The following is an 18,537-nucleotide window of genomic DNA, read 5'->3' as shown; positions in this document are numbered from 1 at the left end:
ACGCACGTCTTCACCGTGCGTCCGCCATCAGCTCGCGCGCACCCAACTCGAACAGTTCCGCTGCGACCGACACGCCCAGTTCCCGGGCTCGGTCCGGACTGCCGATGCCGGACGCGCGGATCACGTCGGATCCGTCCAGCGCCGCTACGCAGGCGCGCAGCGACAGCTCCTCGAAGACCCGGCCGTCCTCATCGATGGACTCGACCACTTCGGCGATCGCGCCCACCGGTGCGGAACAACCCGCTTCCAGTTCGGCGAGCAGGGTACGCTCGGCGGTAACCGCCAGGCGGGTGTCGGCGTCGTCCAACTCCGCCAGCAGCTCCGCCAGTGCCGTATCACCGGCGCGGCACTCTACGGCCAGTGCCCCTTGAGCCGGAGCCGGCAACATCTGTACCGGTTCCAACGTCTCGGTGACCGCGTCGAGGCGTCCCAGCCGGGCCAGACCCGCCCGGGCTACCACGATGGCGTCGAGTTCGCCGCTGCTTACCCTGTTCAACCTGCTATCTAGGTTGCCTCGTAGGGGGCGAATTTCCAAACCGAGACCCAGTGCTCTAAGCTGTGCCGCCCGTCGCGGCGACGATGTGCCCACCACAGCACCCGCCGGCAACTCACCCAGTACCAATCCGTCACGCGCCACCAGCGCGTCCCGAGCGTCCTCACGAGGCGGATTTGCGGCGAGCAGGAACCGGGAGTCGGCAGCGGTCGGCAGGTCCTTGTGCGAGTGCACGGCAGCATCGACTCGGCCGTCGAGGATCGCCTCCCGCAGCGCAGCGGTGAACACCCCCACGCCGATGTCGGCGATAGGACCGGACGTGACATCCCCGGCCGTGCTGATCACGACCAGTTCAGCGGGGTGCCCAGCAGCCACCAAAGCATCGCGAATGGTCCCGGCCTGGGTGGTGGCCAATAAGCTGCCCCGGGTCCCGATGCGGATTACTTCACCCAAAGCGTCTACCCGGCCGACCCGGTTTCGGCGCTGACATCAAGTCCTCCCGGCACTACTGGCAGTTCACCGGCGGTCGCGACGGCGTCCACGGCGGTCGGATCGAGCTCGAACAGCTCGCGTAGCGCTTCGGCGTAGCTGTCGCCGCCCGGCGAGCTGGCCAGCTGTTTGACCCGCACAGTGGGCGCGTGCAGCAGCTTGTCGACGACGCGCCGCACGGTGCGCGCCACCTCCTCGCGCTGGGCGGTCTCCAGGTCCGGCAGCCGGTGATCCAGCCGCAGCAATTCCGCGGTGACCACGTCGGCGGCACGCTGGCGCAGCGCGGTCACGGTCGGGGTGACCTCGGCCATCCGCTGCCCGGCCAGATAGGTGGCGACCTCGCGGGCCACGATGCTGCGTGCAGCCTCGGTGTCGGAGGTGGCGACCTGCGCCGAGGGCTCGCGCTGAATCCGCTCCATGTCGATGACCCGCACCCCGGGCAATCCAGCGACCGCAGCATCGACGTCGCGTGGCATGCCCAAGTCGCAGATCACCAGCGGTTGAGTCACCTCGTCGCGGGTGCCCCCGGCCAGCGCGTGGTGCACGTCGGCCAGTGAGACGACGGGGCTGACCGCTCCGGTGGAGGACACCACGATGTCGGCGCTGGTCAGGCTGGCAGCCATCCGGTCCAGGGCGACGGCGTCGGCCGTGACACCGCTCTCGCGGATCTTGCGGGCCAGCCGTTGAGCGCGCGGCAGCGAACGGTTGACGACGTGGATGTGCCCGACACCGGCGCGCACCAGATGTGCCGCGGACAACGCGCCCATCGACCCGGCGCCGATCACCACTGCGGTCCGGCCCTGCAGCGCGTCGTTGCCAAACTCAGAGCCCCACTGCTTGGCCGCGATGCCCAGGGCGACCGAGACCACCGATGCGCCGGCGGCGTCGATTCCGGTCTCGGAGTGCACCCGCTTGCCCACCGACAGCGCGCGCTGCGCCAGTTCGTGCAGCACCCGGCCGACACTGCTGTTGGCCTCGGCGGAGGCGTAGGAGCGCCGTACCTGGCCCAGCACCTGCTGTTCGCCCACGACCGCGGAGTCCAGGCCGCTGGCCACCGAGAACAGGTGCTCGACGGCTGCTTCGCTGTAGCGGACGTAGGCGTACTTGGTCAGGTCGGCCATCGACATGCCGGAGTGTTCGGAGAGCACCTGTCCGATCGCCGACAATCCGGCGTGGAAGGCGTCGACGACGGCGTAGATCTCAACCCGGTTGCAGGTCGACAGGATCATCGCCTCGGTGACGAGCGGCGATTGCAGCACCTGCTCGACGATCTTTATCTGATCGGATTCAGCGGTGCTGAGCTGCTCGAGTACGGAGACGGGGGCGCTACGGTGCGAGACCCCGAAGAGCAGGACGCTCACGGCAATATCACCTGGTCCGCTCCTTGCTGTCACCCGTGAAGAAACTTCTCTCCACGGTAGAGGCTAAAGCGCTGGCCTACCAAATTCGGCGGTTCAGCGAGGCTCGACGAAGGAGAGGCGAAGCTGGAACCGCCTCATGAACCCGCCAAATCAGCACGTAGGCGGGCCTCGTCGACCTCCCAGTAACTGTGCTCTCGTCCGTCGAGCAGCACCACCGGCAATCGGTCGCCGAATTCGGCTCGCGGGCCCGTGTCACCGGCCGCCGCGGCGGCGTCGACATCGACGGCCTGCAGGTCGAACGCGAGCTCGGCCGCCAGCTGGGTCAGCTGGTCGTACACCTGTACGCAGACCGGGCAGCCCTCCCGGGTGAGCAGCTGTACCTGGTGGCGGGTCATGGTTCCAGTGTTGCAGGGCAGTCGCCGGCCCGCGGCGGCCACCGGGTTCTCTGGATTGTCACGGCGACCCCAGCTGAATTGAATTACGGTGTGACCGGCCACAAGCCGCATCTCCCTCACCCCGGCGGACAGAGCAAGCCATGAACCCCAGCGCGGTCTCGATCACCAACCTGCTGTATCGCTATGCGGAGTTGATGGACTCCGGTGACCTCGACGGTGCTGCGGCACTGTTCGCCCACGCCAGGATCAAAGCCGACCCCGAAGGCACGGTCATCCTCGACAGCGCCGGAATCCTCCAGCTGTGGCGCGGGCTCGTCACCATCCACGCCGACGGCACGCCGCGCACCAAGCACGTGATCACCAACCCGATCCTCGACATCGACGAGGTCGCCGGGACCGCATCCTGCCGGTCGTATTACACGGTGTTGCAGCAGACCGAGGCGGTGGCACTGCAGGTGATCGCCGCCGGGCGCTATCACGACACGTTCGAGCGGGTCGACGACGTCTGGCGGTTCAGTTTCCGCGACTACTCGATGTTCGACCTCAAAGGTGATCTACGCGATCACCTAGGGGTCATCGGCCCTGCTGCCGGATAGGGTTGATGACGGCCGGAGCACCGGCCCTACAGCCCAGACGCGGAAGGAGTCGGGTGATGGCATCACCGGACCCGGCCGACCGGGCCTCCGCGGCCGAGGTCGCATCGCTGGTCGACGCCAGCGCAGAGCGGGCGCTCGCCGATGTGGCCGACGCCGACACGCCCGCACCGGTCGATCTGACCGCCGCCGCGTTCTTCGACGTCGACAACACCCTGGTCCAGGGCTCCTCGATGGTGCACTTCGGCCGTGGGCTGGCCGCCCGCAACTACTTCACCTACCGCGATGTCATCGGGTTCGTCTACGCGCAAGCCAAGTTTCAGCTCACCGGCAAGGAGAACAGCGACGACGTCGCGGCCGGCCGGCGCAAAGCGCTGGCATTCATCGAAGGCCGGCCGGTGTCCGAGCTGGTCGATCTGGGCGAGGAGATCTACGACGAGATCATCGCCGACAAGATCTGGCCCGGCACCCGCGAGTTGGCCCAGATGCACCTCGACGCCGGGCAGCAGGTGTGGCTGGTCACCGCGACCCCCTACGAGCTGGCCGAAACCATCGCCCGCCGGCTCGGATTGACCGGCGCGCTGGGCACCGTCGCGGAGTCGGTCGACGGGGTGTTCACCGGCCGGCTGGTCGGCGAGATCCTGCACGGGCCGGGCAAAGCCCACGCGGTGCGGTCACTGGCGATCCGCGAAGGCCTGAACCTGCGGCGTTGCACCGCCTACTCCGACAGCTTTAACGACGTGCCGATGCTCTCGCTGGTCGGCACGGCGGTGGCGATCAACCCCGACGCCGCGTTGCGGGAGACCGCACGGAAGCGGGAATGGGAGATCCGTGACTTCCGTACCGCACGGCGGGCGGCGCGGATCGGTGTGCCGTCGGCGCTGGCGCTGGGGGCTGTCGGCGGGGCCCTGGCTGCGGCCGTGGCGCACCGGAACGAGCGCGGGTAGCGAAGCGGATTGCGCGAAGGCCGGTCGACCGCATCAAGCACCGTGACGCACCGGAGCGAGCGCACCTGACCTGCTCGCTGATAGGCTTCCGCCGCCGAGCACCACGGCGAGCGGAGGGGTAAACCGGCATGTCAGTACACACCGAATCGCAGCGGATGGTCGGAGCCCACTACCGGTTCCCGGACTACTTCGAGGTCGGCCGGGAGAAGATCCGGGAGTTCGCCCGCTCCGTCAAAGATGACCACCCGGCCCATTTCGACGAGGCCGCTGCCGCCGAAGCCGGGCATCCGGGGCTGGTGGCATCGCTGACGTTCCTGGCGGTTGCCGGGCGCCAGGTGCAGCTGGAGATCTTCGAGAAGTTCGACCTCCCGATCAACATCGCCCGGGTGCTGCACCGCGATCAGAAGTTCACCTTCCACCGGCCGATCGTGACCGGCGACAAGCTGTTCTTCGACACCTACCTGGACTCGGTCATCGAATCGCACGGCACGGTGGTCAGCGAGGTCCGCAGTGAGGTGACCGACGAAAACGGCGATCCGGTGGTGACCAGTGTGGTCACCATGCTCGGCGAGTCGGTCAACCAGGACGCCGACACCGAGGCCAAGACAATCGCCGCCCTCGAGGCGATGCGCGATCGGGCGCTGGGTAAAAAGTAGGCGTCCAAGCTCGTTGAGATTGCGTCCAGGGTCGTGGACGCGGCGGCGGATTCATGGTTTGGTTGCAACAGTGGTTTCTGTCGGGGGTGACAGTAGTCGCTTGAGGACTTGGGCGGGGCTGTCCCAGTCGAAGCGTTTGCGGGGTCGTCCGTTGAGTTCGGCGGCGACTTCGGCGAGGTAGTCGGCGGAGTGCACTGACAGGTCGGTGCCCTTCGGGAAATATTGGCGCAGTAGCCCGTTGGTGTTTTCGTTGCTGCCGCGCTGCCATGGTGAGTGCGGGTCGCAGAAGTAGATGTCGATGTCGGCTTCGAAGCTGATACGGGCATGGTGATGCATTTCGCTGCCTTGGTCCCAGGTCAGGGACCGACGTAGGGCTTCAGGCAGGGTTTTGATCGCAGCGATCATCGCCTCGGCCACCGTTTCGGGGTCGCGACGTGCCGGCAGATGCAGCAACTGGACGAATCCGGTGGAGCGCTCCACGAGGGTGCCGATCTGGGAGGCCTGGTTCTTGCCGATGATCAAGTCGCCTTCCCAATGGCCGGGGACGGCACGGTCGGCGGCCTCGGCGGGACGTTGGCTGATATTGACCATGCCCGCAATCCGGCCCTGCGAGGTGGGGCGGCCGGTACGTGCACGGGGTTTGCGCAGCGCTCGCCCGGTGCGCAGGCACTGAGTCAGCTCACGGCGCAGCTCGCCGCGTCCTTGCACGTAGAGCGCCTTGTAGATGGTCTCGTGGGACACCTGCATCTCCGGGCGGTCAGGGTAGGTCTTGGCCAACAGCCCAGCGATCTGCTGCGGGCTGTATTTCATGACCAACAACGCTTGCACCTCCTCGCGCAGCGCCCGGTGGCGGGCCAGCTTTCCCGCTTTGGGGCGCCGCGCCCGTTCTTCGCTGCGGCGTTGCGCGATCCGTGCCGAATAGCCGGACTTGGCATCCCAGCCCGCTCGGCGAGCACCGAACCGGTACTTCGCTCGGTAACGACCTGGCGCGGTACGGCACCGGCCATTGGCGTGGATCTCGCGCATGATCGTCGACGGAGCCCGGTTGAGCCGGCCGGCGATTGAACGGATCGACTCCCCGCCAGCGGTGCCGATCATGATCTGTTCACGGTCGTCCGGTGACAGTCGCGGTCGTTTGCGTCCCTGCGGATCCTGCATTCGTGGGTTCACACCACCGAATCTGCGGAACCATTTACCGCCACAGGTCACCGACACGCCGACCAACAGAGCAGCGTCTGACGACGAGCATCCCGCAGCGATCAAATCCCAGAACCGACGCTGCACCGACAACACCTGCGGTTGACCAGTCATCAACACCCCCAACTACGAAGTGTTGCAACCACCCCCTGAGCCCAGGGGCGACATGCACAGCCCTGACGGCAATCTCAAAGAGCGGCTGCGGGGCGCTCAGCCGAAGAACATGTTGCGGCGACCGGCGAGCAGCCGGTACAGCGTCTGCTGAATGGTCTCGCGCACCTGGTCGGTCAGCTCGAAGGTGACCATCGGGTCGTCGGCGGCACCGGCCTCGTAGTCGGTAGTCGCGATCGGTTCACCAAAGGCGATGTGCCACTTCGACGGCATCGGCACCAGCCCGGCAGGCCCGGCCAGCGGAAACAGCGGCGTGATCGGGAAATAAGGCACGCCGAGCAACCGGGCCAACAGCTTAACGTCGGCGATCATCGGGTAGATCTCCTCGGAGCCGACGATCGAGCAGGGCACGATCGGCGCCTGGGTGCGCAGTGCCGCCGAGACGAATCCGCCGCGACCGAACCGCTGCAGCTTGTAGCGGTCCTTGAACCGCTTGCCCAGACCCTTGTAGCCCTCCGGGAAGACGGCGGTCAGCTCACCGGCCTCCAGCAACCGGTTGGCGTCGGCGGTGCAGGCCATGGTGTGGCCCGCCTTGCGGGCGGTCGGGCCGATCATCGGCAGGTCGAATACCAGGTCGGCGGCGAGCATCCGCAGGTTCCGCTGTTCGGGGTGATGGTCACGCACCGCCACCGAGAGCATCAGCGCGTCCATCGGCAACACCCCGGCGTGGTTGGCCACCACCAGCGCGGGCCCATCGATCGGAAGGTTCTCGATGCCGCTGACCTCGACGCGGAACCAGTCGTTGAAGAACACGCGCAGCAACGGCAGCACCACGGCCTCGTTGAAGTGCGGGTCGAAACCGAATTCGTCGACCTGGTAGTCCCCGGTGATCCGCTCCCGCAGGAACGCGGCGACCGCGCTCACCCGGCGGGTAAATTCGCTCGGGGTGGGCGCGGCGGCGGTGGTCCCCGCGGTGCCGCGACGGTCGCCGAGTTCACGGACGACCGCGGCGACCTGCTTGGCCGAAGCATGTTCTGCCGGCCCCCCCAGCGCCGACGGATGCCTGCGCAATGATGAACTCGAATGCTTATGCAGCGGAATGACTTTCGCCTTCGAATCATCAGCCATAGCGCTAACCTCCCCGCACCCTGGTGAAGCTGATATCCCCCATGCGCTGCGCTGCGCTCACTGTTCGCCGCTCCACCGAACGGACCCACTTGGGATCGACAATCGGGTTCAGCCCCCGACCCCGCACGTAGTCATCAAAAGCCTCGGCGGTGGTCCACTTGGCGCTGTACCCGAGTTCGGTTCGCATTCTAGTCGTGTCCATCACCCGGCCAAAGCTCAGATAATCCAGCTGTTCCCGGTTGATCTCGGTGTAGTTGTTGGCCCGGCGCAGCGAATCCATAACCCACAGCCCGACACCCGGCAGTGGCATCGGAATACGCCCTGACCTGCGGATCGCCTGCGACATCATGATGATCCCGTCGCCACCGACGTTGAAGGTGCCGGCCTTGCTGGCCATGGTGGCCCGCTCCAAGGCCCCCAGCGCGTCCTGCTCGTGCAGCAGCTGCAGGCGCGCGTCTCGGCCCAGCACCATCGGGACCAGTGGGCCGGCGAGGTAACGCGACAGGGCGGTGTCCATGGCCGGGCCGATCATGTTGGCCATCCGCAGGATCGTGACCGCGATGTCGGGCCGACGCCGACCCAGCCCACGGGCATAGCCCTCGATGTCGATGCTGTCGCGGGGGAACCCCTGCGTCGGAGGTCGGCGACTGGTGCTGTCCTCGGAGAACAACACCGGGTCGCGCGAGCACGACCCGTAGACCTCCGAGGTCGACTTGAGCACCACCCGCCGCACCGAAGGCGCCTTCTGGCAGGCGGCGAACAACTGCATCGCGCCCATCACGTTGAACTCTTTGAGCGCCGCCCCACCACCGGACCTCGGCACGTACGACGCCGCTGCTGCGTGCACGACGGTGTCGACTTCGCTGTTTCGAATCACCTTGGCGATAAAGGGGTTACGGATGTCGGCACGGACAAACTCAGCGCGCCCCATCCGGCGCAGCATGTCCTTGCTCGGCATGACCGCATCCACAGCGATCACCCGGTTAATCAACGGGTTCTGTGTGAGCCTCGCGGTGAGGAATCCACCCAGGAACCGGCACGCACCGGTGACCAACACAACCTTGGGGTAATGCCGGGCGTCACTTCGCGTGCCGTCGCTCGGGGGTCCGGCCTCGTCCACCCCGCCAGCCTAACGGCCACGCCGGAAAAGCAATACCGGCGATCGGCGCGTTGTCGAGCGTGAAGCTAACGTCACACCCGGTGCGCGAGCGTGAAGGTAACTTCACGCTCGGCGCGGCTCGGGGGCCCGGACGGGCCTAGGCGGAATTACTTACCGAGTTTTCTGCGCTGCACGCGGGTACGGCGAAGCAGCTTGCGGTGCTTCTTCTTCGACATGCGCTTGCGCCGCTTCTTGATGACTGAACCCATGAACTCCGCTATCTGCTTCTGCCCGCGCCGACGAATGGGCGCTGCTGAACTTGATCGACCCGGTTACTTTACCCGTAGGCAGGCACGGACCGGAAAACCGCACCTGGCCCCGACCAGAAGGCCGCCAAGACAGCCGACCCCGGGCGTCGCCGTGCGGCGACGCCCGGGGGGCGCTTACTTGTCGACCGGCTCTTTTAGCCCGCGTCGAAGAAGGAGGTCTCCAACAGGTCGTGCACCGCCTTGGCGTGCACCCGGAAAGACCGTCCTACCCGTACCGCGGGCAGCTCGCCGTTGTGCACCAGGCGGTACACCGTCATCTTGCTGACCCGCATCAACGCGGCCACCTCGGCCACGGTGAGAAATTGTGTCGTGTCACGCGCCGAAGGCCCGTTCGCAGACGTCATCGTTACCCATTTCAATCAGGCACGTGCAGTCTCAGCGGCTTCCCCTCCGCTGCGCCCACACGCACAGACATAGAGGAGAATAGCGGGACGGATGGGGTTCCTGCGACTACTGAGAGCCAATATGTGAAAAATAAGTGAATTACTCTGGTGTAATTCTTAGCTGCTCAGAGCGTGTTTTTGCGGCCTGGACCGCCCGATCGATCGAGGTCCGCAGGCCACCGGCCTCCAATTCCCGCAATGCGGCCGCGGTGGTCCCCCCGGGCGAAGTCACCATCGCTCTCAGGCGGGTCGGGGCGGTGTCGATGCCCGCATTCGGCGCTCCCTCGCCCTCACCGCGCTCCTCCAACAGCATTTGCGCCGAACCGGCCATCGTCTGCACCGCCAAGTCGGTGGCCGCCTGCCGGCTCAATCCGGCCGCAACCCCGGCATCCACCAGCGCCTCGACTACCAAGAAGAAGTAGGCCGGCCCAGAGCCCGATACCGCGGTGACGGCGTCCATTTGCTCTTCCGGAACGATTGCCACCGTCCCGACGCACTCGAACAGCGCGGCGACCTCGCTGACCTGTTCGTTGGTGGGGAACCGGCCCTTTGCCAGCGCGCTGGCGCCGGCGCCGACCTTGACCGGGGTGTTGGGCATCACGCGCACCACCGCGGCTCCGGCCGGGAGCTTGGACTCCACATACCCGGTGGTGAGGCCGGCCACGATCGTGACCAGCACCTGTTCGGCACTGTCCCCGGAGGAAGCGGTGACACTCCGGGCGAATTCCTCGACCACCGCGTCCACATCCTGTGGCTTCACCGCGACGATCACGACGGAGGCGTTCTCGATCGCGTCGGCGACCGAGGTCACCAAGACCGAGTACTTCTCCGACAGCTGACGGGCCCGCTCGCCGTATCGCTCGGCGACCACCAAGTCCTTGACCGGGCGACCGGCAGCCAGCAGCCCCGCCAGCAACGCTTCGCCCATGTTGCCGCCACCGATGATCGCGATTCTGGTCATGGCGACAGCATTTCAGACCCGGCTCGCCAGTGCGGTGAAGCCCAGTCCGCAGGCGGGTCGCCCGGCAAATAAGACCAGGGCGATCGCAAGCGCGGCGGAGCCGGGCGCAGCGGGTCGTCCGTTAGCGGACCGGGCGATCGCAAGCGCGGCGGAGCCGGGCGCAGCGGGTCGTCCGCTAACGCGCCGGCACCATCGCCAACTGGCGGGTCTGCACCACGATTCGGCCCTCGCAGTCGACCACGGTGTGGTCCTCGTCGAACCAGTCCTGGCCGATCTGCACGCAGCTGCAGATCACGCGCAGCCAGCCGTCGGCCGGGATGGCCCGCAGGTAGGCGGTGAGCTGCACGGTGGGCGCCCAGCCATTGCGGTTGACGGCGAAGGTCACCGGAGCCGACACATCGCCGCACAGCAGCGCGAAGAGCACGTCGGGCGCGGCGTCCTTGGGTCGCACCCACATCTCGATCACCGGCGGGCCGCCGTCCGAGCGGGGGCCGAGCGTCGTCAGCGCCGGCCGAATATCGCAGCCGTGCGCCAGGTGCACGATGTGTTCCATCGGGTGGCCCGGACCGATCGGCTCCAAGCCGGGCGGAGGCTCCGGCGTCATCAGCGGCACCACCGGGTTGAACGACAGCAGTGGCGGCGCGTGGTGCTCAGGCTCACTGAGCGTGATGGCGGCGCGCACCGCGGTGCGCTCGCCCTGGTTGAGTTCGACGTCCACGAGGCTGACCCGGCGGCCACGCTTGCGGATCGTGGTCACCAGCTGCATCGGACCGGGATCGGGCGCCCACAGATAGCTGGCCGACACCGCGACCGGCTGCAGCCCGCCACCGTGGGCAGTGCGGGCGGCGTTGGCGCACAACGCCAGCATCGCGCCGCCGTGCACCTTCGGGCCGATGGTCCAGTGCTCGTTGAGCTCACCGGTAAATGACGCGACGTCGTCACTGTCGTCATGGCCGCCGGTGCGCACCAGGGTCATGGCATCGGTGAACAACGTGGATGAGGTCACGCGGGGGCTCCTTGTATCTCAGCGATCAGGTGATCAGCGCAGCAGATGCGTCCGAGCGAACTGCAGCGATTCGGTCAGCAGCGCCTCACGCTCGTGCGGCGAGCGCGCCTGCGAGGTGGTCACTTCCAGCACCACGTGACCGGTGAAGTCACTGGAGGCCAGCAGCTGACACACCTCGGCGGTGGGCTGGTCACCGCGGCCGGGCACCAGATGCTCATCGGCCGGCAGGCCGGTGCCGTCACACAAGTGCAGGTGCGTCAGCCCCGAGCCCATCCGGCGGGCCATCTCCAACCCGTCGGCGCCGGCGGTCGCGGTGTGCGACAGGTCCAACGTGTAGTGCGCATGGTTTCCGTCGAGTGGATCGTGGGACGGCGCAAATGCCGAGATCCCCGCTCCCGGACCGCCTCCGCGGCGACGCATCCGCTCCCGCGACTGATCGGCGCCGAAGAACCGGTCGGCGCGGAACGGGAACATGTTCTCCACCGCTACCGCCACATCGCTGGTCGCCTCCAATTCGGCGACCTGATCGCTGAAGCCCTCGGCATAGCGTCGCTGCCAGCGGAACGGCGGATGCACCACCACGGTCTGGGCCTCGAGCTGCTCCGCGGTACGGACGCTGCGCTCCAGCTTGGAGATCGGGTTCGAGCCCCACACCCGTTGCGAGATCAACAGACACGGTGCGTGCACCGAGAGCACCGGCACCCGGTACTTACGCGACAACCGCCGCACGGCACCGACGTCCTGGCTGACCGACTCGCCCCACACCATCAGTTCGATGCCGTCGTAGCCGAGCCGGGCCGCGTACTCGAAGGCAGCCTCGGCCCGCAGGGGGTAGACCGAAGCGGTCGACAATCCGACCTTGATGGCAGGGCGCACGAAGTAATAGTGAACGGCTAATTAGCGTGCAACGCCAGCGGCCCCAACGTAACCAGCAAACCGACCGCGACCGCGATCAAGGTACTGACGATGTCGACGGTCTTGCGGACCGCCTGCACCGCGGCCACCAAACCGAGTGTGACCAGGACCGTGAGCACCAGGGCCACGATGCTGTTCCACCGCCACAGCTGGTCGAAAACGATGAACAGGCCGCCGCCGAACGCCACCGCCAGGATCGACTGGAGCACCACCAGCAAGCCGCCCACCACGCCCGGGCGGCCGATGTACTGGTCGTCGGGCTCGGCCTCAGCGGCAGCCTCGGCGCTGTCGGCGCCGGCAACCTCGGTGTCTCCGTCAGCGTCGGCAACCAGGGCTGAGCCGCCCGCTCGTCCGGTGGAGCGACCCTTGGTCAGGAACGACCGCACGAATGCGGAGTCCCCGGTCGGCAGATCGGCATCGCGAACGTCGCCCTCCATGACGTCGACAGCGATATCGGTATAGGTATCAACCGGATCCGGACGCATCCGTTCGGCACCGGAGCCTGTCGGTCGGGTTTCGTCCGGTTGGTCGTTCTCTGCGGCCGGCGGGTCGGACCGACGCATGGGTCGGGGGTAGGCACTTTGCTCAGGCCCACTGCCACGTGGCGCCTGCGGTGGAGACTTGGGCCAGCGCGGCTCGGCTTCCGGCCGCTTGGCTGCTTCCACCCGCTGCACGGGACGCGGCCCGGTCGCAGGTCGGTCCTCCTCGACAAAGCCGGGTGCCGGACCGACGGGCAGAGCGCCGCTCGGCTCGCTGTCGGTACTTGGTGAGGGCGGGGACGCGGCGTCAACCTCGGGAGGAGCCTCGTCGCGGATGATCGGGATCTCCCCCGTCAGTTCGGCGACCGTCACCGCGTCGGCATTGCCGCGCCGGCGCCGGCGTCGCCCGGTGACCGGCGGGGCACCGATATTGCCGTTCTTGGCGAGCAGTTCGGCAACGGAGATGGGTCGCGTCTCGGCATCGCGGGGGTCAGGCTTGGGTCCACTCATCGGTGCCCTCCCTTTGACCGTGCCGCGGCCATGCCCGCCGCTGGAGATCCGAACAGGGTGACACCGTCGGCTTCACTGTCGAGCCTGCGCAGGATCAAGCCCTCCCGCAGCGCCCACGGGCAAATCTCCACCGTTTCGATCGACAGCGCTCGCATGCTCGCTTCCGCCACCAGAGCACCCGCCACGATCTGTGGCGCTCGCTCGGCGCTCACCCCTTCCAATTCGGCCCGATCAGCCGTGGTCATCCTAGAGATGAATGATATGAGCTGCCTAAGGCCAGTGGCGGTCAATGTGCGCCGGACGCGCGGGCCGGCGGCCGACGGCGCCGCCCCGGTCAACCGCGCCAGCGAACGAAACGTCTTGGAGCTCGCGACCGCCAGATCGGGCGGCCCGGCTTCCAACACGGCCGCAGCGGCACCTGCCAGCTCGGTGTCCAACCAGTCCCGCAGCATGGCCACCCGACGCCGCCCAGGCGGGTCTTCGGTCAACCACTCCCGGGTGAGCCGCCCGGCACCCAACGGCAGGGACAGCGCCACGTCCGGCTCCTCGTCGACACCGCTGGACATCTCCAGCGAGCCACCACCGATGTCGAGGTTGTTGATCCGCCCGGCACTCCAGCCGAACCAGCGCCGCACCGCCAGGAACGTCAGCCGGGATTCGTCCTCGCCGGCGAGCACCTGCAACTCGACACCGGCCTCCGACCGCACCCGGGCCAGCACTTCCTCAGAGTTGGATGCATCTCGCACCGCCGAGGTGGCGAACGCCACTAACTCCGCACAGCCCGAACTCGCTGCGATCGTGGCGAATTCGCCCACCGTCGACACCAGTTTGTCGGCTCCGCGCTTGGTGATCTTGCCGGAACTGTCAGTCGCCTCGGCCAGGCGCAACGTGGCCTTGGTCGAGCTCATCGGAGTCGGGTGACCGCCACGGTGGGCATCAACCACCAACAGGTGGACGGTGTTGCTGCCGACGTCGAGCACCCCTAATCGCACCCACCCAACTTAGTGGGGCGAGGCCCGGACATGGTGAGGCAACGTGAATTTCTGGTCTAGCGTGGACTTTCGTGACCCCCGCGCAGCACCGCTCCCATCCCGGTGAAGTCGATCTGGACTTCCCCCGCGAATGGGTGGAGTTTTACGACCCCGACAACCCCGAACACCTGATCGCCGCCGACCTCACCTGGCTGCTGTCCCGGTGGACCTGTGTTTTCGGCACCGCCGCCTGCAAGGGCATCGTGGCCGGCCGCCCCGACGACGGGTGCTGTTCACACGGCGCCTTCCTGTGCGACGACGACGACCGGGCCAACCTCGATGACGCGGTCGCCCAACTCACCGACGAGGACTGGCAGCTGCGCGACAAAGGTCTGGGCCGCAAGGGTTACCTGGAATACGACGAGAACGACGGTGAGCAACAACTGCGCACCCGCACCGTCAAGGGCGCCTGCATCTTCCTGAACCGGCCGGGATTCGCCGGCGGCGCGGGCTGCGCCCTGCACATCAAGGCCGTCCGGCTCGGCGTGGAACCCCTGACGATGAAGCCCGAAGTGTGCTGGCAGCTGCCGATCCGGCGCACCCAGGACTGGGTCACCCGGCCCGACGACACCGAAATCCTCAAGACCACGATCACCGAATTCGATCGGCGCGGCTGGGGCCCCGGCGGCGAAGACCTGAACTGGTACTGCACCGGCGACCCGGCGGCACACGTCGGCGCCCGGCAGGTCTGGCAGAGTCTGGCCCCCGAACTGACCGAGTTGCTCGGGGCCAAGGCCTATGCGGAGCTGGCAGCGATCTGCGAGCGGCGTAACGAACTCGGCCTGGTCGCTATTCACCCCGCCACCCGGGCGGCTCGGCACACCTGACCGGAGCATCGTGCACTTGGATGGCCGCAAATTCATGACTCGGATCGCCGCAGGTCAGCAGACACTTTCTCGCCGGCACAAGGTCGCCGGAAACCCCCGCTGACAGCCGGATCGGCCAGGTAGCGCGGCGGCCGCGGGTGGTCGGGGTCACGACCGAACGATTTTCGGCAGGCGACCGACGCCGGTATGATCGGCCCATAGCGCCGCGTAGCGCATCAACTTCGCGGAGTGCGTACTGAATTGAGAAACGCGCCCAACGCGGGCATGATCGGTATTTTACGACGCCCGCCGGAGATTCATGATCAGGACCGACATGCATACCGTGGATATGGAGCTCAACCGGAACGGACACACGCCGCCGGTCGTCCTTAGGCCTCCCGTGGTCCTTGAAGCGCGCAAACTCAACAAACAGTTCGGTGAGGGCGATACTGCCACGCCGATTTTGCGCAACATCGATATCCAGATAACTCGCGGCGAATTCGTCGCCATGGTCGGCCCGTCGGGTTCGGGCAAGTCCACCCTGCTCAGCATCCTCGGCCTGTTGGACATGCCTACCAGTGGCGACGTCCTCATCAACGGCCAGAGCGTCTCGCAGCTCTCACGCAAGCAGCTGGCCGCTGTTCGATGTCAGACACTCGGCTATGTCTTCCAAGCCTTCAACCTTCTGGCCGGCCTCTCGGTAGTCGAGAACGTGATGCTCCCGGGCCTGCTGGCAGGTAAATCCGGCCGCACCCAGCACGCGCATGCGATGAGCCTGCTCGACCAGGTCGGCCTGGCCGCCAAGTCCAAGCGCGTCCCGTCGGAATTGTCCGGCGGCGAACAGCAACGCGTGGCCGTCGCCCGGGCGCTTTTCATGAAGCCCGACGTGATTCTCGCCGACGAGCCGACCGGTAATCTCGACACCGTAAATGGCCAGCGGGTTATTGACGCGTTGTATAACTTGAATGCGGCCGGCCAGACAATTGTTTTGGTGACCCACGACCGGAAAATAGCTGATGACGCCCCGCGTCTGATTTCATTGCTCGACGGTGAAGTTGAGACCGACACCGGAATGGCTCACGCGGCAAATAATGTGACATGGCTCGCGGAACATTAGCCGCGACTTTCGGCCTGCTGCGGATAATCAACTTCCGCGCCGTCCGTAAACACGCATTCCGGGCCGCACTGGCGGCATTCTCGCTCGGCGGCGGTGTGGCAGTCGTCGTGGCCGTCATGATCGAGGTCACCAGCGTCTCCAAGGCCGTCGAAGATGTCGGCTACCAGATCGCCGGGCCCGCCCCACTGCGCGTGGTCGGGGCGGCCACCCGCGGTGGCGTCAGTCCCGCCGTCGTCGAAGACTCCCGGGCGGTGCCCGGGGTGGCAGCCGTGGTGCCGGTCATCCGCGGGGTGACCATGATCCGCAACGACGGCAAAGAGAGTTTCGGGCTGGGCCTGGGCGTGGACTGCTCCGCTCAGTGGATCGTCGACCCGAAGGTCTGCCAGACCGGGCAGGCCGAACCCCCGCCGGCGATCTCGAAGACCCTGGGCGACTCCCTGGACGCGTCGGCGACCCTGGTCACCGATGTCGGGCAGCTGTCGGTGGAGAAGTTCCAGCGCGTATCGGACCTCGACGACGTCAACAACGGCCTGGTGGCGGTGCTGCCGCTGAGCATGGCGAAAGTGCAGTTCGCCCGCGGGGACCGGGTGGACATGCTGTACGTGACCCTCGACAAGGATGCCAACGCCGACGAGGTCCAGCAGCGACTGAAGACCACCCTGGGCCCCACCTACAGCGTGCAGCCCCGCAGTGAGCCGGCCAAGGGCTACAACGTCAACGACGTGCTGCTGCCCCTGCTGGGGATCTTCGCCCTGATCTCGATCGGTGTCGGGGTCATCCTGATCACCCAGATCACCCGCCTCTCGGTGGAAGAGCGCCGGCGCGAAATCGCGATCGCGTCCGCATTGGGGGCCTCGCCTGCGTCGATCATGACCGGATTCCTCAGCGAGGCCGGGCTGTTGGGCGCAGTGGGCTCAGCGATGGGCGTGCTGACCGGCATCGTGATCTCCGAACCCATCGTGGCCAGCGCCAGCGAACTGACCGAACGCTTCGTCGGCGTCACCGTCCCGGTGATCCTCAAGCCGGCGATCCTGGTGGTCGGCGTCCTGGCCGGCATCCTGCTGGCGGTGGGGGCCGCGATCGGCCCCGCCCTGTCGGCGTCGAACACTCCCATCGCAGCCGAGCTGTCGGGGCGAGCGGCGCAGGAACAGACCACGCAACGCAAGATCTGGTTCAAGGCACTGCTGCTGCTGGCGATCGGACTGACCGGCGTGATCGCGGCGCGGTTGGCCACGTTGTCCGGCGCGCTGGTCGCCTGGCAGGCCATCATCGCCGACATCGGGGCGGTCGTCGCCCTCATCGGCCTCCTGTTGGCCACGGCGTACCTGAGCGCGCAGGCGATCACCAGCCTGCGCCCGCGGCCGGACAAGTCGAGCGGGGCCACGCTGACCATCGCGCTCAACGCGCTGCGCTCGGACCGGTCACGTACCGCGGCCATCTCGGGAGCTATCGCGGTGCCCGTCGTGGTCGCGATCCTGCTGTCCGGGTTCCTGGTGGCGATCCACATCGGCGCCACCAAGGTCGCCGAATCGCAGGCGGACGGCCGCATTGCCATCACCACGACACAGTTCGCCGATTACGGCCCCATTGATGCCCGATTCGCTCCGCAGACCGTCAACAAACTGAACTCGGTGGCCGGGGTGGAAAAGACCGAGCGGATGGCTGAAATCGAAATCAGCCTCAAAGACGGGTCGCTGGCGCACATTCAGGCGCAGGATCGGCCGACATTTCCGTTCGGATTACTCGCGGGGCAATCCCCGGAGGCAAGCCAGAAAGCCAATGAGGTCGTCATCGGCAGCGTCCTGGCACGCGAGAAGAATCTCCACATCGGTGACACTCTGGTATTTGGAAGTGGACTTGACGCGCAGGCGATGAGTATCGGCACCATTGTGGCCACGCCCGAGTACGGCGGACGCCGCATCTACATGCCCTACACGATCGCCGAGCAGATCTACGGCCCTCAGCCCGCCGGTCTGATCTTCGCCACCCCCGAGTCCGGGGTCAGCGCTGGTCAGGTCATCGAGAACATCAAGGCCGCGCAGTTCGATCAGCCGGTGACGGCGGTGGACACCGACGGTTATGCCGCCGACATCGCGGCCTCCATCGGTCGCTATCTGACGCCGCTGAACACCCTGAAGTACGGCCTGCTCGCGATCGCCTTCATCTCGGTGCTCTCGACGCTGTTGCTGGTCGGTATCCGCCGCAGGCGCGAGGTGGCGCTGATCCAGGCGCTGGGCGCCACCCGGCTGCGCGTGTTCAGCATCACCACCATCGAGGCCGTGGTTGCCGGCGCCGCCGGCGGACTGTTCGGCGCGGTGCTCGCGATCGCCATCTCCGAGGCGGTGCGCCGGGCGGCCGTCGTCAACGTCGGGCTGGTCACCCCGCTGGTGTTCCCCTGGACCGACGCGGTGGTCTACGCCGTGTTGGCCACTGTCGCCGCGGTCTTCGCGGCCATCATTCCCGCCTGGAAGAGCACTCGGTCCACTCCGGCGACCGAACTCCGCGACGAGTGAGCTCGCCGCGCTGACCCG

Annotated in this window: 19 protein-coding genes; 6 read left to right on the top strand and 13 right to left on the bottom strand. The window is 67.0% G+C overall.

The genetic code is table 11. The features are described from left to right. Positions 1-10: 10 nt before the first annotated feature. The 3 genes from hemC to RCP37_RS02665 all read right to left on the bottom strand — a co-directional run bounded on the left by hemC (position 11) and on the right by RCP37_RS02665 (position 2,738). On the bottom strand, positions 11-946 hold the full coding sequence (gene hemC / locus RCP37_RS02675) for a hydroxymethylbilane synthase (protein WP_046286981.1): 936 nt from the start codon (positions 944-946) through the stop codon (positions 11-13). A gap of 5 nt (positions 947-951) precedes the next feature. Continuing rightward, a complete protein-coding gene (locus RCP37_RS02670) occupies positions 952-2,343 on the bottom strand; it encodes a glutamyl-tRNA reductase (RefSeq protein WP_308485501.1) in 1,392 nt (463 codons plus the stop codon). Between the two features lie 134 nt (positions 2,344-2,477). Beyond that, on the bottom strand, positions 2,478-2,738 hold the full coding sequence (locus RCP37_RS02665; protein ID WP_308485500.1) for a glutaredoxin family protein: 261 nt from the start codon (positions 2,736-2,738) through the stop codon (positions 2,478-2,480). A gap of 140 nt (positions 2,739-2,878) precedes the next feature. On the opposite strand from RCP37_RS02665, the gene RCP37_RS02660 reads away from it, so the two are divergent. The 3 genes from RCP37_RS02660 to RCP37_RS02650 all read left to right on the top strand — a co-directional run bounded on the left by RCP37_RS02660 (position 2,879) and on the right by RCP37_RS02650 (position 4,934). Continuing rightward, entirely contained in the window at positions 2,879-3,334 is a 456-nt protein-coding gene (locus tag RCP37_RS02660) for a nuclear transport factor 2 family protein (RefSeq protein WP_308485499.1), read from the top strand. 56 nt (positions 3,335-3,390) lie between these two features. After that, on the top strand, positions 3,391-4,278 hold the full coding sequence (locus RCP37_RS02655; protein ID WP_308485498.1) for an HAD family hydrolase: 888 nt from the start codon (positions 3,391-3,393) through the stop codon (positions 4,276-4,278). 128 nt (positions 4,279-4,406) lie between these two features. Next, positions 4,407-4,934, top strand: coding sequence for an FAS1-like dehydratase domain-containing protein (locus RCP37_RS02650; RefSeq protein WP_308485497.1), 528 nt, complete (start codon positions 4,407-4,409; stop codon positions 4,932-4,934). A gap of 51 nt (positions 4,935-4,985) precedes the next feature. Here RCP37_RS02650 and RCP37_RS02645 read toward each other — a convergent pair whose 3' ends face one another. From RCP37_RS02645 to RCP37_RS02600, 10 genes are all read right to left on the bottom strand, one after another. Beyond that, a complete protein-coding gene (locus RCP37_RS02645) occupies positions 4,986-6,245 on the bottom strand; it encodes an IS30 family transposase (protein ID WP_308483379.1) in 1,260 nt (419 codons plus the stop codon). A 96-nt stretch (positions 6,246-6,341) separates the two neighbouring features. Further along, entirely contained in the window at positions 6,342-7,370 is a 1,029-nt protein-coding gene (locus tag RCP37_RS02640; protein WP_308485496.1) for a lysophospholipid acyltransferase family protein, read from the bottom strand. A gap of 4 nt (positions 7,371-7,374) precedes the next feature. Then, complete coding sequence (locus RCP37_RS02635; protein ID WP_308485495.1) at positions 7,375-8,490, bottom strand: SDR family oxidoreductase; 1,116 nt, start codon at positions 8,488-8,490, stop codon at positions 7,375-7,377. A 146-nt stretch (positions 8,491-8,636) separates the two neighbouring features. After that, positions 8,637-8,738, bottom strand: coding sequence for a 30S ribosomal protein bS22 (locus tag RCP37_RS02630; protein WP_003402602.1), 102 nt, complete (start codon positions 8,736-8,738; stop codon positions 8,637-8,639). 194 nt (positions 8,739-8,932) lie between these two features. Then, complete coding sequence (locus tag RCP37_RS02625; protein ID WP_024442553.1) at positions 8,933-9,142, bottom strand: helix-turn-helix domain-containing protein; 210 nt, start codon at positions 9,140-9,142, stop codon at positions 8,933-8,935. Between the two features lie 139 nt (positions 9,143-9,281). Continuing rightward, a complete protein-coding gene (gene proC / locus RCP37_RS02620; protein ID WP_308485494.1) occupies positions 9,282-10,142 on the bottom strand; it encodes a pyrroline-5-carboxylate reductase in 861 nt (286 codons plus the stop codon). Positions 10,143-10,317: 175 nt separating this feature from the next. Beyond that, positions 10,318-11,148 (bottom strand): thioesterase family protein, encoded by an 831-nt coding sequence (locus RCP37_RS02615; protein ID WP_308485493.1) that lies wholly within the window; start codon positions 11,146-11,148, stop codon positions 10,318-10,320. A 33-nt stretch (positions 11,149-11,181) separates the two neighbouring features. After that, positions 11,182-12,024 (bottom strand): sugar phosphate isomerase/epimerase family protein, encoded by an 843-nt coding sequence (locus RCP37_RS02610; RefSeq protein WP_308485492.1) that lies wholly within the window; start codon positions 12,022-12,024, stop codon positions 11,182-11,184. A 17-nt stretch (positions 12,025-12,041) separates the two neighbouring features. After that, positions 12,042-13,052, bottom strand: coding sequence for an Rv0497 family membrane protein (locus RCP37_RS02605; protein ID WP_308485491.1), 1,011 nt, complete (start codon positions 13,050-13,052; stop codon positions 12,042-12,044). Next, positions 13,049-14,044, bottom strand: coding sequence for a Ppx/GppA family phosphatase (locus RCP37_RS02600; protein WP_308485490.1), 996 nt, complete (start codon positions 14,042-14,044; stop codon positions 13,049-13,051). The genes RCP37_RS02605 and RCP37_RS02600 overlap by 4 nt, the downstream gene beginning before the upstream one ends. A 71-nt stretch (positions 14,045-14,115) precedes the next feature. Between RCP37_RS02600 and RCP37_RS02595 the strand changes: the two genes are divergently transcribed. The 3 genes from RCP37_RS02595 to RCP37_RS02585 all read left to right on the top strand — a co-directional run bounded on the left by RCP37_RS02595 (position 14,116) and on the right by RCP37_RS02585 (position 18,519). Next, positions 14,116-14,910: a DUF3109 family protein gene (locus tag RCP37_RS02595; protein ID WP_308485489.1), complete on the top strand. Its 795-nt coding sequence runs from the start codon at positions 14,116-14,118 to the stop codon at positions 14,908-14,910. Between the two features lie 298 nt (positions 14,911-15,208). Continuing rightward, positions 15,209-16,006, top strand: a complete 798-nt coding sequence (locus tag RCP37_RS02590) for an ABC transporter ATP-binding protein (RefSeq protein WP_224975074.1) — start codon at positions 15,209-15,211, stop codon at positions 16,004-16,006. Further along, entirely contained in the window at positions 15,988-18,519 is a 2,532-nt protein-coding gene (locus tag RCP37_RS02585; protein ID WP_308485488.1) for an FtsX-like permease family protein, read from the top strand. Before RCP37_RS02590 ends, RCP37_RS02585 begins: the two co-directional genes overlap by 19 nt. Positions 18,520-18,537 lie beyond the last annotated feature (18 nt).

It is taken from the genome of Mycolicibacter sp. MU0102, from assembly GCF_963378105.1.
In the GTDB taxonomy this organism is placed as follows: domain Bacteria; phylum Actinomycetota; class Actinomycetes; order Mycobacteriales; family Mycobacteriaceae; genus Mycobacterium; species Mycobacterium holstebronense.
This window is presented reverse-complemented; position numbering and strand designations above follow the sequence as displayed.

What these genes read in the sequence shown, in the direction of transcription:
- RCP37_RS02665 (WP_308485500.1), bottom strand. Translation starts at nt 2,738, where the DNA reads ATGACCCGCCACCAGGTACAGCTGCTCACCCGGGAGGGCTGCCCGGTC.
- RCP37_RS02660 (WP_308485499.1), top strand. Translation starts at nt 2,879, where the DNA reads ATGAACCCCAGCGCGGTCTCGATCACCAACCTGCTGTATCGCTATGCG.
- RCP37_RS02655 (WP_308485498.1), top strand. Translation starts at nt 3,391, where the DNA reads ATGGCATCACCGGACCCGGCCGACCGGGCCTCCGCGGCCGAGGTCGCA.
- RCP37_RS02650 (WP_308485497.1), top strand. Translation starts at nt 4,407, where the DNA reads ATGTCAGTACACACCGAATCGCAGCGGATGGTCGGAGCCCACTACCGG.
- RCP37_RS02645 (WP_308483379.1), bottom strand. Translation starts at nt 6,245, where the DNA reads ATGACTGGTCAACCGCAGGTGTTGTCGGTGCAGCGTCGGTTCTGGGAT.
- RCP37_RS02640 (WP_308485496.1), bottom strand. Translation starts at nt 7,370, where the DNA reads ATGGCTGATGATTCGAAGGCGAAAGTCATTCCGCTGCATAAGCATTCG.
- RCP37_RS02630 (WP_003402602.1), bottom strand. Translation starts at nt 8,738, where the DNA reads ATGGGTTCAGTCATCAAGAAGCGGCGCAAGCGCATGTCGAAGAAGAAG.
- RCP37_RS02625 (WP_024442553.1), bottom strand. Translation starts at nt 9,142, where the DNA reads ATGACGTCTGCGAACGGGCCTTCGGCGCGTGACACGACACAATTTCTC.
- proC (WP_308485494.1), bottom strand. Translation starts at nt 10,142, where the DNA reads ATGACCAGAATCGCGATCATCGGTGGCGGCAACATGGGCGAAGCGTTG.
- RCP37_RS02605 (WP_308485491.1), bottom strand. Translation starts at nt 13,052, where the DNA reads ATGAGTGGACCCAAGCCTGACCCCCGCGATGCCGAGACGCGACCCATC.
- RCP37_RS02590 (WP_224975074.1), top strand. Translation starts at nt 15,209, where the DNA reads ATGATCAGGACCGACATGCATACCGTGGATATGGAGCTCAACCGGAAC.
- RCP37_RS02585 (WP_308485488.1), top strand. Translation starts at nt 15,988, where the DNA reads ATGGCTCGCGGAACATTAGCCGCGACTTTCGGCCTGCTGCGGATAATC.